Genomic DNA, 17,335 nt, shown 5'->3' with positions numbered 1-17,335 from the left:
AGGCGTGAATCAGTCCCGGCAGGACGACTGCGGCACGAGGTCGGCGGGGGTGAGCCGCTCCGCGTAGTCAGGGTACGGCTCCTCTGCACCCTGCGCCGGTGCGAGATCGGCCGGGGTGAGACGCTCCGCGAAATCACGGTACGGCACCTCCGCCTTATGCGCCGGCGCAAGATCCGACGGAGTGAGACGCTCCGCGAAATCACGGTACGGCGCCACCCCAGCCGGGGCGCGCGCCTCGGCCGCCGGCCGATCGCCGGTCTCTGCGATCTGCGGCGAGCACGCCGTCAGTGCGCCGACCGAGACTGCGATGAGTGCGGCGGCGAGGACTCGTTGGGTTTTCTGTGTTGTGTTCATGGTTTCACTGTCGGTGTGGCCGGTATGACCCCGCCGCCCTCCCGGTATGTGTTCGGTATGGATCCGGGGCGTGCGGCGTTGACGCCTCTTAGCGATGCGCGCACAATGCAGCTGTGGAGATTCGCGTGTTCGGCGATCTCACGATTGCCGGTGGCCCGCTCGGCCCGAAAGAGCGTTCCCTCCTCGCCGCACTCGCGCTGCGATTGGGCTCCATCGTCACGCCCGGGGAGCTGGCCGAGGCGGTCTGGGGCGACGATGCACCCACGACATGGCCGAAGCAGCTGCAAGCGCTCATCGTGCACATCAGGCGGGTACTCGGTCGCACGGCGGTCGTCACCTCCCGTTCCGGCTACCGCCTCACCGTCGACAGCGACGCGATCGATGCCGTGCGTTTCGAACGACTTCTCGGCGCAGCTCGACAACACCGAGCCGACGGTGACCCTGCACGTGCCATTGACGCGATCGAGCGCGCTTTCGCACTCTGGCTGGGGCCGCCGTACGTCGACCTAGCCGAATGGCCTCCCGCGTTGCTCGAGGCGGCACGACTTGGCGAGGTGCGGGCCACCGCGGAGGAGGATCTGCTCGAAGCCCGGCTGGAGCTCGGCGAACACCGCGCGGTGGTGGCCGACGCCGAACATCTCGTGCGTTCTGCTCCGTTGCGCGAGCGCCGGTGGGCGATCGTGGCGACAGCGCTGTACCGCAGCGGCCGCCAGGCCGATGCGCTCGCGACCTTGCGCAGTGCACGCACCCGGCTGGCCGACGAGCTCGGCATCGAGCCGGGTGCAGAGCTTATCGCCCTCGAATCGGCGATCCTCCGCCACGAGGCCTCGCTCGACGCACCGGCGGCACCGCCTCAGTCGAACGGCGAATGCCCGTACCGCGGCCTGCTGGCATTCGGCGCCGAGGACGCCGCGACCTTCTTCGGGCGTGACGCCGACATCCAGCTCGCCCTCGCGCGGCTGAGGGGCTCGTCGTTCCTTGCGCTCGCCGGCTCCTCGGGATGCGGCAAGTCATCGCTCATGCTCGCCGGGCTCGTCCCCTCCCTGCGTTCGCTCGGACGGATCGTCGTCGTCGTCGGATCTGGGCGTGCATCATCCGCGGCCATCCGAGACGCCCTCTCGGATCGCCGCGGCGCCGACGTCGTTGTGATCGACCAGTTCGAGGAGCTCCTCAACGCCGGCCTTCCGATCGACGAGGTGGGCACCTGCTGCCGGCTGATCGCGGATGCCGTCGAAGCCGGCCGCACCGTCATCGTCGCTGTCCGCTCCGACTACCTCGACGCCTGCGCGGCCGAGCCGAGCATCGGCCCGCTCGTCGCGCAGGGAGTCCACCTCGTCGGGCCGCTCTCCCCCGCTGGCCTGCGGAGTGCGATCGAACAGCCGGCGCACCTCGCGGGGCTGCGTCTCGAGACGGGCCTGGTGGAGCTCGTACTTCGCGACGCGGCCGGCGAACCCGGCGCCCTCCCCCATGTTTCCCACGCCCTCGTCGAGACCTGGTTGCGGCGCGAGGGCTCAACGCTCACCGTGGCGGGCTATGAAGAGTCCGGTGGGATCTCCGGAGCCATCGCCCAGTCTGCTGACCAGCTGTACCAGTCACTCGACCCTCGGCAACAGCTGATCTGCCGCGCGACACTGCTCCGCCTCGTCGAGATCGGCTCCGATGGCGCACCGATGCGACGGCGCATCCGAATCGAGCCGCTCCGCAAGGACGCCATACATGAGCAGGTGCTCATCGGCTTGGAGCGGGCCCGTCTGGTCAGCGCCGAGGAGGACACACTCGTCGTCGCCCACGAGTCGCTGGCCACGGCGTGGCCAAGGCTGCGTGGCTGGCTCGAATCGGATGCCGACGGAGCGCGCGTCATGCATGCACTCGACACCGCCGCGAGCATGTGGGAGATGGAAGGGCGCCCCGATGAAGGGCTCTTCCGCGGTGCCCGGCTGCAGTCCGCACTCGAGTGGCAGGATTCACGCTCGCCGGAGCTGACCGCGGTTGAGGCAGACTTCCTCAGCGCGTCCCGCGGACGTGAGCAGGCGGCCGCCGCAGAACTCGCGCGGCGTGCAACGCACGACCGGCGACAGAATCGACGGCTGCGCGCTCTACTCTTCACGACCATCGCCATGCTCGCGGTGGCCGCAACCGCTGGCGGTCTCGTCGCCCTCAGCGCGCGGGAGACTGCGGCGCAGCGAACGGAAGCGACGATCGAGGCACTCACCAGCACCTCGCTCTCGCTGCGCACGACGGAGCGAGATGTGTCGGCGCTCCTCGCAGTGGAGGCCCACAGACGCTGGCCCGATGACCCCCGAACGCATTCCGCGTTGATGGGCGCAATGGAAGGCGCCAACGGCCTGCTTCGTGTGACGTACGTTCCGGGTGTTCGCGAGATGGTTGGCCGCGTCGTGCCCGGCACGCGACTTGTGGCCGTCGTCACAGACACACGCCGAACCCAGCTCTTCGATCTCGACACGGGCGAGCTCGTACGCACACTCGACATCGAGCGAGGCGGCGCCGATCTGAACGTCCACCTTGGCCCCGTGGTCAGCGCCGACGGCCGCCTTGTCGCCGTCGCAGAGCAGTCGGCATCGGGTGACGGCCCGGCGCTCGGCCACGCTTCGATCCGCTTCGCCGACGTTGCCAGCGGAGCGATGGCGCGCAGCCCTGTCGAGCTGGAGGGCGTGTTGTCGTCGATCGCGATCAGCCCGGACGGTACAACGGTCGCGGCCATCGACTCAACGGGTGCGTTATCGCTGGTGGATGCCGTGTCCGGCACGGTGAGGACCGTCATCGGCGTGCCGACCCACGCCGAGGTGTCCGACTCCGATCGGGCGGGTACCATCGGGTTCACCCCGGCCGGACTGCTCGTCTACGGCACCGTCGCTGGGGACGCACTCCTGATTGATCCACCGACAGGTGTGGTCACGGCCCATATCGCGCTGCCCGCAGCTTCGGCGAACGTGTCGATGTCGGTGCTCTCGGATTCGCTGGCCCTCGTGACCGGAGATCGGCGAATCTCGGCGCTCGACCTCTCTGCGCGCAGCGTCTCCTGGTCGCAGCAGTTCGAGGGCGAACAGGGCAAGCCATGCCCGTGGCTCGCGGCCTCGTCGGCGCGTGACAGCCTCTACTGCGGCGACCTGTGGGGCCGGATCGAGGAGCGCAGCCTCTCGGCCGGCGTTCCAACTGGGCGTCACCTCGACCTGCAGTTCGGATTCGTCGGCGCCCTGGCGGTCTCAGCGGATGGCCGAAAGCTCGACGTGGTCGGGCGCGGCACGGCCGCGTTCTCGCAGTGGATGCTCGATGACTCCGGGCCGGCCACGCGAGTGATCGCCGAAGGCTGGCGGGTGGGTGACGGCTACTCTGTCACCGGATCTCAGGTGCTGGCCGGGGTCGTTCCGCCCGACTCCGCGGCATCCGGGGCGGGTCCGAGCAGCATGGCGGTCATCGACACCGTCACCGGCGACCCCTCGTTCACTGTGCCCGACGGCTGGGCGGAGGTCGGATGGACGGGCGACGGCGTACTCATCGGCAGACACGGTACTGCGGAGTCGAGCACATTCCGGTTGCTGTCTGCACGCACGGGGCGGGACTGGGGAATGGACTTCGCGCCGGGCGTCGACCCATTCTTCTGGCCGAGCGCCGACGGCACCAAGCTCTATGCAGGCGATCACGACGGCGCGGTGTACACCCTCGATCCGGCGACCGGGAGGCGCATCGGGCCGACGTTTCGTGTCGAAGGGCGAATCCAGTCCGCGTCGACGAACAGCACGGCGTCACGGGTGTTGTTCACCAGCTATGACCCGAAGCTCGGGTTCACGAGCAGCCTCTACGACGGCACAAACGGGCGGCAGCTCAGGGGTGGACTGCTCGGCCCAGTGACGGCCGTCCTGACGGAACGGGGGGAGATCGTCGGCCTCGAACCGGATCGGGTCTCGCGGTACGACGCGGAGACCTTTGAGTTCATCGGCGAGCTCCCCGGCATCCCCGGCGGACTGGCCAGAATCAGCGTCAGCTCCGACGGGCGCAGCGTTGCGGCGTTCTCCCAGAACGGCACAGTGTCGCTTTACGACGTCGAGAGCGGCATCCGCCTGGGTGAGCCCATCCGGGTGGCCAGCCCCGAGATCTGGGCGGCGTTCATCCGGCCCGACGGCCAGGAACTGGCTGTGAATGCGACTGGCGGGATCGCCGTCTGGGACCTGCGCCCCGAAAAGCAGGCAGAGGCCGCCTGCCGCATGGCCGGTCGCGACCTGACTCGCGACGAGTGGAAGACATACCTCGCCGACATCGGACCCTATCGTTCAAGCTGCGGTTTCGGCGGCGGCTGAGCGCCGAGACGCAGAACGGCCCGCCTCGAGCGAGGCGGGCCGTTCCGAATCAGTGACTACTGACCACGAGCTGCTGACTAGCGTGCGACGCTGCCGTCGGTGTAGTCGTCGTCGAGCTGCTTCCACGCGAAGAGGCTGCGCAGTTCGCGGCCGGTCTCCTCGATCGGGTGAGCCTCGCCCTTTGCGCGCAGCGCGAGGAACTCGGGTGCACCGGCATCCTGGTCGTCGATGAAGCGCTTGGCGAATGCACCGCTCTGGATGTCGGCGAGAACGGCCTTCATGTTCTCCTTGACGGAGGGGTCGATCACGCGCGGGCCGGAGACGTAGTCACCGAACTCGGCGGTGTCGGAGACGCTCCAACGCTGCTTGGCGATGCCACCCTCCCACATGAGGTCGACGATGAGCTTGAGCTCGTGCAGCACCTCGAAGTAGGCGATCTGCGGCTGGTAGCCGGCCTCGGTCAGGGTCTCGAAGCCGTACTGGACGAGCTGCGAAACGCCGCCGCAGAGAACGGCCTGCTCACCGAACAGGTCGGTCTCGGTCTCCTCGGTGAAGGTGGTCTTGATGACGCCGGCGCGGGCGCCGCCGATGGCCGAGGCGTACGAGAGCGCGATGTCCCAGGCCTGGCCGGTCGCGTCGTTCTCAACGGCGATGATGTCCGGGATGCCGCGGCCCGCGACGAACTCGCGACGAACCGTGTGGCCGGGGGCCTTCGGGGCGACGAGGATGACGTCGACGTCCTTCGGGGCGTCGATGTAGCCGAAGCGGATGTTGAAGCCGTGAGCGAAGGCAAGGGTCTTGCCGGCGGACAGCTTGTCTTTGATCTCGTTGTTGTAGATCGAACGCTGGTGCTGGTCGGGAGCGAGGATCATGATGAGGTCTGCCCACTCGGCAGCGTCGGCGACGGAGAGAACGGTGAAGCCCTCGTCCTGTGCCTTCGGGGCCGACTTGGAGCCGTCCTTGAGTCCGATGACGACCTCGACGCCGGAGTCGCGGAGGTTCAGCGCGTGGGCGTGACCCTGCGAGCCGTAACCGATGATGGCGACCTTCTTGCCCTGGATGATCGACAGATCGGCGTCTTTGTCGTAAAAAATCTCAGACATGCGTGTTTCTCTCTACTTGGTGGTGGTGAGTGTGAAAGTGGGGGTTAATTCTTGAAGACGCGCTCGGTGATCGACTTGGAGCCGCGGCCGATGGCGAGCAGCCCCGACTGGGCGATCTCCTTGATGCCGTAGGGCTCGAGAACGCGCAGCAGCGCGCTCGTCTTGCCCGAATCGCCGGTGACCTCGATCACGAGGGCATCGTTGGCGACGTCGACGACGCGGGCACGGAACAGCGTGACCGCCTCGAGCACCTGCGAACGGGTCGTGTTGTCGACCTTGACCTTGATGAGCAGGTGTTCCCGCTGCACCGACTGGGTCGGGTCGAGCTCGACGATCTTGATGACGTTGACGAGCTTGTTCAACTGCTTGGTCACCTGCTCGAGCGGCAGGCGGTCGACGTCGACGACGACGGTGATGCGAGAGAGGCCCTCGATCTCACTGTGGCCGACGGCGAGGCTCTCGATGTTGAAGCCGCGGCGGGCGAAGAGCCCGGCGACTCGGGTCAGCAGGCCGGGCTTGTCTTCGACGAGCAGGCTCAGAACGTGGGTGCTCATGGCTTACTCCTCTTCCCAGGCTGGTGCGTGATCTTTGGCGTACTGGATGGAACTGTTCGACAGGCCCTGCGGGACCATCGGCCACACCATGGCGTCGCGGCTCACGATGAAGTCGATGACGACCGGGCGGTCGTTCGTCTCCAGCGCCAGCTTGATCGCGGCGTCGACCTCGTCCTCAGTTCGCACGCGGATGCCGAGGGCACCGTATGCATCGGCGAGCTTGACGAAGTCTGGAACCATCGCCGTCTCGTGACCGGTGTTCAGGTCGGTGAAGCTGTGACGGCCCTCGTAGAACATGGTCTGCCACTGGCGCACCATGCCGAGCGAGGAGTTGTTGATGATCGCGACCTTGATCGGGATGTTGTTGATCATGCAGGTCGCGAGTTCCTGATTGGTCATCTGGAAGCATCCGTCGCCGTCGATCGCCCAGACGACGCGGTCGGGCTCTGCGACCTTGGCACCCATGGCGGCCGGCACCGAGTAGCCCATCGTTCCGGCACCACCCGAGTTCAGCCAGGCGTTGGGACGCTCGTACTTGATGAACTGCGCGGACCACATCTGGTGCTGGCCGACGCCGGCAGCGTAGATACCCTCCGGACCGGTGAGCTCACCGATGCGCTGGATCACGTACTGCGGTGCGAGCAGGCCGTCGCTCGGCTTGCTGTAGCCGAGCGGGTAGCGCTCGCGCAGATCGTCGAGGTAGCTCCACCACTCCCCGAGGTCGGGGGCTGTGCCGCCCGTCGCCTCGGCCAGGGCAGCGGTCAGATCGATGATCACGTCTTTGGCGTCACCGACGATGGGCACGTCGGCGTTGCGGATCTTGGAGATCTCGGCCGGGTCGACGTCGACGTGCACGATCTTGGCGTTCGGCGCGAACAGCCCGACCTTGCCCGTGACACGGTCGTCGAAGCGGGCGCCGAGCGACACGATGAGGTCGGCCTCCTGCAGCGAGAGCACCGCGGGGACCGTTCCGTGCATTCCCGGCATGCCGAGGTGCTGCTGGTGCGAGTCCGGGAACGCGCCGCGGGCCATCAGCGTGGTCACGACGGGGGCACCGGATGCCTCTGCGAGCACCTTGAGCTCGGCGGAGGCGCGGGCGCGGATCACGCCGCCGCCCACGTAGAGCACCGGTTTCTTGGCCTCGGCCAGCATCTGGGCCGCGGCCTGGATCTGCTTGCCATGCGCCTTGGTGACGGGACGGTAGCCGGGCAGTTCGATCTTCGGCGGCCAGCTGAAGGTCATCTCGCCCTGCTGGGCGTCCTTGGTGATGTCGACGAGCACGGGGCCGGGGCGACCGGTCGAGGCGATCAGGTGTGCGGCGGCGATCGTCGCCGGGATGTCCTCCGCGCGCTTCACGAGGAAGGAGTGCTTGGTGATCGGCATCGTGATGCCCACGATGTCGGCCTCCTGGAAGGCGTCCGTTCCCATCAGCGTCGAGAACACCTGGCCGGTGATCGCCAGCAGCGGCACCGAGTCCATGTATGCGTCGGCGATGGCGGTGACGAGGTTCGTCGCACCAGGGCCGGATGTCGCGATCGCGACGCCGACCTGGTTGCTCGAGGAGGCGTAGCCCTCCGCCGCGTGGCCTGCGCCCTGTTCGTGACGCACCAGGATGTGCCGGATGGCCGTCGACGACATGAGCTCGTCGTAGAACGGGATGATGGCTCCGCCCGGAAGGCCGAAGACGTCCTTGATGCCGAGAAGCTCCAGGCTGCGCAGGATCGCGCCTGACCCCGTCATCTTCTCTGGGCCGGTTTTACTCGGCCCGGTCAATGAGTTCGCCTGCGCGGCCGCTCCCGTTTTGGGTGCGGCCGGCGAAGGCACGTTCTGAGATTCCGTAGACATACGGTGAAGTCCCTTGGGTACGTGATGGATGAATGAATCGCGGGCTACTAGCCGGTGACTGCGCCTTCTGCGGCGGAGTGCACGAGCTTGGAGTATTTCGCGAGAACGCCACGGGTATAGCGCGGGGGAAGGGGTGCCCAGCCTTCACGGCGGGCGGCCAGCTCAGTCTCGTCGACAAGTAGGTCAAGGGAGCGGGCCGCGATATCGACCCGTATAAGATCACCATCGCGCACGAAGGCAATGGGACCAGCGTCCACTGCTTCGGGTGCTATGTGGCCGATGCACAGTCCGGTTGTGCCACCTGAGAATCGGCCGTCCGTCAAGAGTAGTACATCTTTTCCGAGTCCGGCGCCCTTGATGGCGGCGGTGATGGAGAGCATCTCGCGCATACCGGGTCCACCCTTGGGGCCCTCGTAGCGGATGATGACGACGTCACCCTTGCTGATCTTGCCCTCCGTGAGCGCGTCCATCGCCCCACGCTCACGCTCGAAGACGCGTGCCGGACCCTCGAAGACCTCGGCGTCGAAACCGGCGGTCTTCACGACTGCGCCCTCCGGAGCGAAGGACCCCTGCAGCACGGTGATGCCACCGGTTGCGTGGATGGGGTTGTCGAGGGTGCGGATGACCTCGCCGTCGAGCGGGTCGGGGTTCAGCAGCTCGAGGTTCTCTGCGACGGTCTTGCCCGTCACGGTGAGCGCGTCGCCGTGCAGCAGGCCGGCCTCGAGCAGCGCACGCATGAGCACGGGGATGCCGCCGTGGCGGTCGACGTCGGCCATGACGTACTTGCCGAACGGCTTCATGTCGGCCAGGTGCGGAACCTTGTCGCCGATGCGGTTGAAGTCGTCGAGGGTGAGCTCGACCTCTGCCTCGTGTGCGATGGCCAGCAGGTGCAGCACGACGTTGGTCGAGCCGCCGAGAGCCATGGCGACGGTGACGGCGTTCTCGAAGGCCTTCTTGGTGAGGATGTCACGGGCCGTGATGCCGAGGCGCAGCATGTTGACGACGGCCTCACCCGAACGGTGCGCGAAGTAGTCGCGACGGCGGTCGGCCGATGGCGGCGCCGCCGAGCCGGGGAGGCTCATGCCGAGGGCCTCCGCGACGGATGCCATGGTGTTGGCCGTGTACATGCCGCCACATGCACCCTCGCCGGGGGCGATGGCACACTCGATGCGCTTGAGGTCTTCCTCGGTCATGGTGCCCGCCTTGCAGGCGCCGACGGCCTCGAAGGAGTCGATGATGGTGACCTCCTTCTCCGTGCCGTCGGAGAGCTTCACCCAGCCGGGCGCGATGGAGCCCGCGTAGAGGAACACGGATGCCAGGTCGAGCCGGGCCGCGGCCATCAGCATGCCTGGCAGCGACTTGTCGCAGCCGGCAAGCAGCACGGAGCCGTCGAGGCGCTCGGCCATCATGACGGTCTCGACCGAGTCGGCGATGACCTCGCGGGAGACAAGCGAGAAGTGCATGCCCTCGTGCCCCATCGAGATGCCGTCGGAGACGGAGATGGTGCCGAACTGCAGCGGGTATCCCCCGCCGGAGTGCACGCCTTCCTTGGCGCCCTGTGCGAGCCGGTCAAGGCTCAGGTTGCACGGGGTGATCTCGTTCCACGAGCTCGCAATACCGATCTGGGGCTTGTCCCAGTCCTCATCGCCCATTCCAACGGCGCGGAGCATTCCGCGGCTGGTCGTGGCTTCAATTCCATCAGTGACTGCACGGCTTCGTGGCTTGATATCAATCTCAGGCATGGCTTGAGTCTAGAACCTCGGGAGGCTCCACTACGCCGCTTCAGGAGCGGGCACGGTCCAACGCTCCGGCCTGTGCCGCCCGGAAATCGGCGAGCAGCGCGAGCACCTCGGCGAGCTCCTCCGGACCCCGCACCCGGTTTCCGGCGACGGTGAAGCCCTGCCCGATCTTGAGCGAGAGATCGCCTGCGCCCTGCACCGCGAAGGCGTGCTCGTCTGTGACGTCGTCGCCGGCGTAGAACACAGAGGTGGCCTGCGTGTACGCGCGGAGCTGCTGCAGTGCGTCGCCTTTGTTGCCGCTGCGCACCGAGAACTCGAGCACGTTCTTGCCCTCGAGGACGGACAGGCTCGGGAGGATGCCCTGGACGCTCGCCCTGGCCGTGCGCTGCAGCGCCAGACCTGTCGGTGCTGGCACGAGCCGGGTGTGCAGGGCGAAACCGGCTGGCTTCCGCTCGACCCACGCGCCCTCGGCCTTGGACGCGATGCCATCGAGGATCTCGGCCAGGCTCGCAAGCTGGGCGATCTCCTCGCTCAGCAGATTGAGTGAGATCTCCGGCTGATCGAGCTTCATCTCGATGCCGTGCGAGCCGGTAAGGAGCACGGACTCCGGCGGCTCCGCCACCTGCTCGAGGCTGACCAGGGCACGACCGGAGACGAAGGCGACGCGGGTCTCCGGCAGCGCCACGAGCCGCATCACGGCGGTGCGGGCACTCTCCAGAGCCCTCGCGTCCTCCGGCCGGTCGACGTGCGGGGCCAGCGTGCCGTCGAAGTCGAGCGCGACGAGCAGCCGCTCGCTCGCAGCCACCTCGCGCAGCTTGGTGATCAGGGTGTCTGGCACGCCCGGCTCGACGGCGGCACGACCGGTGAGGTCGTCGAGGAACGCCTTCGCCCAGTCGGAGACGCTGTTCTGGCGCAGCCGTTTGCGCAGCGTCTTCATGCGCTTGCGACGCTGCTTGGCCGGCATCCGCACGGCGGTCTCGATGGCATCCTTCAGGCCCTCGATGTCGTGCGGGTTGATCAGCAGTGCCTGCTTGAGTTCATCGGATGCCCCGGCGAATTCGCTGAGCACGAGCACGCCGTCGTTGTTGACGCGGCAGGCGACGTACTCCTTGGCGACGAGGTTCATGCCGTCACGGAGGGCGGTGACCAGCATCACATCGGCCGCCAGATAGAGGGCGACCATCTCCTCGCGCGGGTACGCCTGGTGCAGATAGGCGATGGCCGTGTGACTGATCGAGCTGTGGTCTCCGTTCAGCCGGCCGACTTGCAGTTCGATCTCGTCACGCAACGTCATATAGGTCGCGACACGTTCCCGGCTCGGGCTCGCGACCTGCACGAGCACGGTGTTCTCAATGTCGAGCCTGCCCTGCGCGAGGAGCTCGCCGTACGCCTTCAGCCGGTGCGCGATGCCCTTCGTGTAGTCGAGCCTGTCCACGCCGAGCATCACGGTCTCCGGGTTGCCGAGCCCGGCCCTGATCTCACGCGCCCTGGCCTGGATCTCCGGCCGTCCCGCCATCTCCTCGAAGCCGGCGACGTCGATCGAGATCGGGAAGTTGGTGGCGACGACGCGGCGGAGCTCGCCGTTCTGCGTCGGCACCTCGACGACGGTGTGCCGGGTGGTGTAGCCGAAGAGGCGGCGCACCGCGCGGGTGAAGTTGCCGGCATCCGCCACCCGCTGGAAGCCGATGACATCGGCGCCGAGCAGGCCCTCGATGATCTGCTTGCGCCACGGCAGCTGCGAGTAGATGCCGTATGGCGGGAACGGGATGTGGTTGAAGAAGCCGATCACGAGGTCCGGGCGCAGGCCGCGCAGCATCGCGGGCACGAGCTGGAGCTGGTAGTCGTGCACCCAGACGGTCGCGCCGCGCGCGGCGACCATGGCCGCGGCGGCGGCGAATCGCCGGTTGACGATCACGTAGCTCTCCCACCACTCGCGGTGGTAGCTCGGCGGGGCGATGACGTCGTGGTAGAGCGGCCACAGGGTGTCGTTGGAGAAGCCCTCGTAGTAGCGCTCGAGCTCCTCGTTGCTGAGCGGAACCGGGACGATCGAGATGCCGTCGTTCTCGAACGGCTCGAACTCGCGGTCTGCGACCCCTGCCCAGCCGACCCAGGCCCCGTCGGCCTCGCGCATCACCGGTTCGAGCGCCGTGACGAGGCCGCCAGGCGACGAGCGCCAGCCCTCGTTGCCGTCCGCATCGACGACGAAGTCGACGGGCAGGCGGTTCGACACGACGACGAGGCCGTAGTCGCCGTACGCGACGGTGTGTGCGGGGGCGGGGCTTGCTGGGGCGGAGATGATGAATCCGTTCCGGCACGAGCGGTGCTCGCACCTTGCTCTCACTCCGAGGCTAGCAGCCGCCCCAGCACCCGTCTCCCCCGTTGCATTTCGCGGCCGGACCCGCTCCGCCCCGGGCCGCCGCATCCGGCATCCGCCTGTCCAGCTCGCGCGCGAGTTGCCAGAGATGGCCCCTCCAACGCCCGCGAATGGGCCATCTCTGGCAACTCGCGGGCGTTGTCCGCGCTAGCTCTGCGCCAACGCGAAGGCGAAGGAACGTGCTCCGCGGCGCCTGGCGACGACCGCGAGCGACGCCGTCGCCGAGATCACCGCGAAGAGCGCGAGCACCACGGCCGGCGTTCCGACCGCCGAGCCGCCGACACCGGCCACGATCGCCTGCATGCCCTGCACCGCCCAGGTAAGCGGGAGGAACGGACTGATCGCCTGGAAAGGCGCCGCGACGATCTCCACCGGGTAGAGTCCGCCAGCGCTCGTCAGCTGCACCGCGAGGAGCACCAGCGAGATCACGACGCCGACACGGCCGAATCCGGTCACCAGCAGGTGGTGCACTGCAACGAATGCGGCGGCGATCAGGAGGCTGAAGCCCAGCGTTGCCGGCAGGCTCGACCACGAGACACCGAGGGTGGTGTGCAGCAGCGCCACGATAACGAGCACCTGGGCGGCGGCGATGGCGAAGCCGCGCAGGAGCCCGCGCCCGACGATCCTGGCCGTCGGTGCGGTCGAACCGAGCGCGATCGCGCTCACCGGTCGCATCAGGAGGAAGATCGCGAGGGCGCCGATCCAGAGCCCGACGGGCACGAAGACCATCCCGATGATCTCGCCGAGGGTGGCGATCTCGTTGTCGCGTTCGAGGCTGACGCCGACGGGTTCGGCGATGACCTCGGCCGTGGCCTTCGGGTCCGTTCCGCCGAGCGCGCTGGCCTGCTCAGCGCCGTCTCCGAGGCCGGTCGCTAGCGAGCTGGCGCCCTCCTGCAGCTGATGTGCACCGGATGCCGACGCTCCGGCACCCTCGGCGAGCTGGCTCACGCCGCCAGCCAACTCCGATGCGCCACCGGCGAGGGCGTTTGCGCCGCCGCGCAGTCCGTCCGACCCGGCCGAGAGCTGCGCGGCGCCGCCGGCCAGCTGGGAGATGCCGCCCTGCACGCCGCCGATGGCGGTCGCGGTCTGGGAGGCGAGCTGGTCGCCGCTGCCGACGAGCTGGTCAGCCCCCGCTTGCACCTTCTTCATAGCTTCCAGAGCGCCCATCGCCGCTGGAACCTGCTCTGGGGCAAGCGTCGGCAACAGCAATTCCAGCGCCTGAATGCCCTGCCCGAGCCCAGCGCTCAGTTGGGTGGCTCCGCCGCTGATTCCGTCGGTGTACTGCTTCACGCCGTCGCTGAGCTGCGTCAGCTGGGCCGCGCTCTGGTTGAGCGTTCCGAGACCACCGGCGATGCCGTCGACGCCCTGGGTGTAGCTCGTCACGCCGCCCGCGAACTCGCTCACTCCGTTGGCGTATTCGCCTGCACCGCTCGCGGCCGTCGTCGCACCGCCGGCCAGGGAGTCGAGGCCGGTTGCCAGGGTTCCGACGCCGCCGGCGAGGGTGTCTGCCCCATCCGCTGCGGTGCCGAGCGAGTCGCCCATCTCGGCGATTCCCGAGTAGAAGGCCGTGAGGTACTGGGTCGTGATCTCGCGCCCGAATGCGCTGGTCATGGCCTCGCCGACCGACTGCGCGGCGGAGCCGGCGAGGTAGGCGTGTGCGTCATCCGTGCGGATCTGCAGATCGGCCTGCGTCGGCTCGTCGCCGGAGAGCGAGTTGATGGCGGAGGAGAAGTCGCTCGGGATGGTCAGCACGGCGTAGGCGTCGCCCGCGGCGAGCGCATCGGCCGCCTGTTCCGAGTTCGAGATCGTCCACTCGAAGCCGGCCATGTCTGGGCCGGTGAGCTCCGTCACCAGCTGGCGACCGGCCAGAATCATCTGCTCGCTGCCGTCTGGCAGCGTCGCCGTGATCATCTCGTCGTTGTTGACGACGATGGCAGGCACCGTGTCGAGTCGCTCATCCGCGCTGGCGAGCGCACCGGAGACGAGCCCGGCGATGGCCAGCGGCACCACGATCACACCGGCCAGCATTATGGCGATGCGGGTGCGCCGTTGGCCAGGCGTGCGGCGGAACAGTTTCTCAAGTCGGGCACTCATCAGCGCGCCACCTCATCTTCCTGGACTTCTTCGATTCTTGTCGGGGCGGCGGCCGGCGCCGGCAGCGCGATCGCGGTGCTGGCCCTGGCCCCGATGAGGGCTTCGGATGCCGCGTTCACGGCGTCTCCCGCCGCCAACACGATCGTGGTGTCTGCCGGTGCCAGCGCCGCCAGCACCTGCGCGATGTTGCGGCCGCGGGCATCAACGGGCAGCGCGTCGCCGAGGTCGACGATGAGCACGGCCGGCCGCTCCGTGAGCACGCTCGCCGCGAGCACGGTTGCACGGCCGAGCGCGCTGAGCGAGGAGATGCTCGTCTCGGCGTCGATCGGGCGCAGGCTCGTTCCCGTTGCCCGCAGTGCGGCGTTGATGCGGTCGATCCATGCCCGCTCCGCGTCGCCGCCGAACCGGGCGCGGTACCAGGGCAGTGAGAGTTCGAGACGTTCGCTGAGCACCTCGCCGACGGTGCGGTCGAGGTCGTGCCGCTGACCGGCGCCGACGTCGATGAGACCGACGCGGCGCAGCGCTCGGGAGCGCTCGGACGGCAGCGGCGATCCGAGCAGCTGCAGCCTGCCTGCGACCGGGCCGAGGCGGCCGGCCAGCGAGGCGGCGAAGACGCGGCGTGCCGAGGCATCCCCCTGCACCGTCACGACGGCGCCGGAGTCGATGGCGAAGTTCAGCGGCCCCATCGCCTGTGCGGGGAGGCCGAGGTAGGCGTCATCCGCGGTCAGCGCCGAGTTCTGCTGTCTGGCCCAGGCCAGATCGTCGAGGTGTGCCCGGAGGCTCTCCCCCTCGACATCGACATTCGGGAGCAGCCGGCCCAACCACTTCGGGAGGTACCAGGCCGCCTTGCCTGCCAGTGCCATGGCGGCTGGCACCAGCGTCATTCGAACCAGGAAGGCGTCGAAGAAGACGCCGATCGCCAGCGCGAACGCGATGCCCTTGATCGGTCCTGCGCCTTCAGGCACGAAGGAGAAGAAGACGAAGAACATGATCAGCGCCGCGGCCGTCACGACTCGGGCGGAGTGCTGGAAGCCGTGCACGATGGAGGATCGAGCTTTGCCTGTCTTGACGAACTCCTCCCGCATGCCGGAGACGAGGAAGACTTCGTAGTCCATGGCCAGGCCGAACAACACGGCCATCAGCAGGATGGGCAGGAAGCTGAGGATCGGACCGACGTGCTCGACGTGCAGCAGCTCGGAGAACCAGCCCCACTGGAACACGGCGACTGTCGCGCCGATCGCGGCGAACACCGAGAGCAGGAAGCCGATGGCGGCCTTGATCGGCACGAAGATCGAACGGAACACCATCATCAGCAGGATGATGGAGAGGCCGACGACGATGAGCGCGAACGGCACGAGCGCGTCGCTCAGCCTGTTCGAGATGTCGATGGTGACGGCGGTCTGGCCCGTGACCGTGATGGGCGTGCCCAGCTCGTCCTCGATCTTCGGCGCGAGATCACGGATGTTCTGCACCAGCTCCTTCGTTTCGGGGTCGTCCGGCGCGCTCTCGGGGATCACCTGCATGATCGCGGTGTCGACGCTCGGGTTCGGCAGCCCCTGGCTGACGAATGCGACATCGTCGAGTTGATCCAGCTCGGCGCGGATCGTGTCGAGATCGTTGACGATGTCGGTGGTCTGCGTGATGTCGACGACCACGACGAGCGGTCCGTTGTAGCCGGGACCGAATCCGTCTGCGATGAGTTCGTAGGCCTCGCGCTGCGTCGAGCCGGCAGGCTCCGCCGCGCCGGTCGGCAGGTTGAGGTCGAGGCTGAACGCGGGGATCGCCAGCGTGCCGAGCACGCCGACGACGAGCACGACGGCCACGATCGGCGCCTTCAGCACGGTGTTCACCCAGCGACGGCCCATGGTCGGCTTGGCGTCGTCGTCGGCGAGCGCGCGGCGGTCAGCACGGCTGCCGGGTTTGGGCGCCATCCGACCCTTGATCAGGCCGAGCACGGCCGGGAGCAGGGTGACGGCGATGAGCATGGCGATCAGCACGGCGAACGCGGTTGCGACACCCATGGTGCTGAGGAACGGGATTCCGACGATGAGCAGACCGAGCAGGGCGATGATCACGGTGATGCCGGCGAAGACGACTGCACCGCCCGCTGTCGCCACGGCGGTTGCGACCGACTCCTCCGGGTCGACGCCACGGGCGAGCTGTTGTCGGTGCCTGGAGAGGATGAACAGGGAGTAGTCGATGCCGACGGCCAGGCCGAGCATGACGGCCAGCATCGGGGCGGTGCTCGACACGCTGCCGAAGGCCGCCGCGAGGAGGATGCCGCCGATCGCGACGCCGACGCCGACGAGGGCCATCAGCAGCGGCATGCCGGCCGCGAGCAGCGACCCGAAGGTGATGACGAGCACGACTCCGGCGAAGAGCACGCCGAACACCTCGACGATGGTGAGCCCGAAGGTGGTGTCTTGGAAGACCTGACCGCCGAATGCCACGGTCATGCCTGCGTCACGGCCGATCTCGCCGGTGGCTGTCAGTGCGTCGATCGTCTCCTGGGTAACATCCGTCGATGCTCCCTCGAGTTGCACGCGCGCGATCGCGGTCTCCTCGTTGTCTGAGACGGCGTTGGCCGCGTACTCGGAGAACGGGCTGATGGCCGCGGCGACGCCGTCGATGCCCTCGATGGCCGAGATCGTCTCTTCGATCGCGTCCTTGTACTGGGCATCCTCGACGGATTCACCGTCCGGAACCTGGAACACGGTCTCGACGGCCGCGCCCGATGCCTGCGGGAACACCGCGTTCAGCTTGTCGATCGCGAGCTGCGATTCCGTTCCGGGAATCGAGAACGACTCCTCGAACTGACCGCCGAGGGCGAGACCGCCGCCGAGGATTGCGGCGAGGACCAGGATCCATGCGCCGATCACCCGCCATGCACGGCGATAGGCGAAACGACCGATTCGGTAGAGAAACGTTGCCACTGTGTTTGTCCTGCTCGTAGTAG

Annotated in this window: 9 protein-coding genes; 1 reads left to right on the top strand and 8 read right to left on the bottom strand. The window is 67.9% G+C overall.

Annotation, left to right across the window (positions count from 1 at the left end):
* Positions 1-9: 9 nt before the first annotated feature.
* Positions 10-354, bottom strand: coding sequence for a hypothetical protein (locus EV379_RS04615; RefSeq protein WP_130505103.1), 345 nt, complete (start codon positions 352-354; stop codon positions 10-12).
* 113 nt (positions 355-467) lie between these two features.
* Here EV379_RS04615 and EV379_RS04610 point away from each other — a divergent pair, with 113 nt between their 5' ends.
* On the top strand, positions 468-4,670 hold the full coding sequence (locus tag EV379_RS04610) for an nSTAND1 domain-containing NTPase (protein ID WP_130505102.1): 4,203 nt from the start codon (positions 468-470) through the stop codon (positions 4,668-4,670).
* A 77-nt stretch (positions 4,671-4,747) separates the two neighbouring features.
* Here EV379_RS04610 and ilvC read toward each other — a convergent pair whose 3' ends face one another.
* The 7 genes from ilvC to EV379_RS04575 all read right to left on the bottom strand — a co-directional run bounded on the left by ilvC (position 4,748) and on the right by EV379_RS04575 (position 17,312).
* The gene (gene ilvC, locus EV379_RS04605; protein WP_130505101.1) at positions 4,748-5,773 is read right to left on the bottom strand and encodes a ketol-acid reductoisomerase; all 1,026 of its coding nucleotides are present in this window, start codon (positions 5,771-5,773) and stop codon (positions 4,748-4,750) included.
* Between the two features lie 44 nt (positions 5,774-5,817).
* On the bottom strand, positions 5,818-6,327 hold the full coding sequence (gene ilvN / locus EV379_RS04600; protein ID WP_055833448.1) for an acetolactate synthase small subunit: 510 nt from the start codon (positions 6,325-6,327) through the stop codon (positions 5,818-5,820).
* A 3-nt stretch (positions 6,328-6,330) separates the two neighbouring features.
* Entirely contained in the window at positions 6,331-8,172 is a 1,842-nt protein-coding gene (locus EV379_RS04595) for an acetolactate synthase large subunit (protein WP_130505100.1), read from the bottom strand.
* A 47-nt stretch (positions 8,173-8,219) separates the two neighbouring features.
* Positions 8,220-9,914, bottom strand: a complete 1,695-nt coding sequence (ilvD, locus tag EV379_RS04590; protein WP_130505099.1) for a dihydroxy-acid dehydratase — start codon at positions 9,912-9,914, stop codon at positions 8,220-8,222.
* Positions 9,915-9,954: 40 nt separating this feature from the next.
* Positions 9,955-12,252 carry a bifunctional alpha,alpha-trehalose-phosphate synthase (UDP-forming)/trehalose-phosphatase gene (locus EV379_RS04585; RefSeq protein WP_423203235.1) on the bottom strand — a complete coding sequence of 766 codons (2,298 nt, stop codon included), beginning with the start codon at positions 12,250-12,252 and terminating at the stop codon, positions 9,955-9,957.
* Between the two features lie 180 nt (positions 12,253-12,432).
* A complete protein-coding gene (locus EV379_RS04580; protein WP_130505098.1) occupies positions 12,433-14,379 on the bottom strand; it encodes a YhgE/Pip family protein in 1,947 nt (648 codons plus the stop codon).
* A complete protein-coding gene (locus EV379_RS04575; protein WP_130505097.1) occupies positions 14,379-17,312 on the bottom strand; it encodes an MMPL family transporter in 2,934 nt (977 codons plus the stop codon). Before EV379_RS04575 ends, EV379_RS04580 begins: the two co-directional genes overlap by 1 nt.
* Positions 17,313-17,335 lie beyond the last annotated feature (23 nt).

Source organism: Microterricola gilva (assembly GCF_004217495.1).
GTDB classification, from domain to species: domain Bacteria; phylum Actinomycetota; class Actinomycetes; order Actinomycetales; family Microbacteriaceae; genus Microterricola; species Microterricola gilva.
The sequence above is the reverse complement of the archived record's forward strand: the minus strand, read 5'-3'. Positions and strand labels throughout refer to the sequence as shown.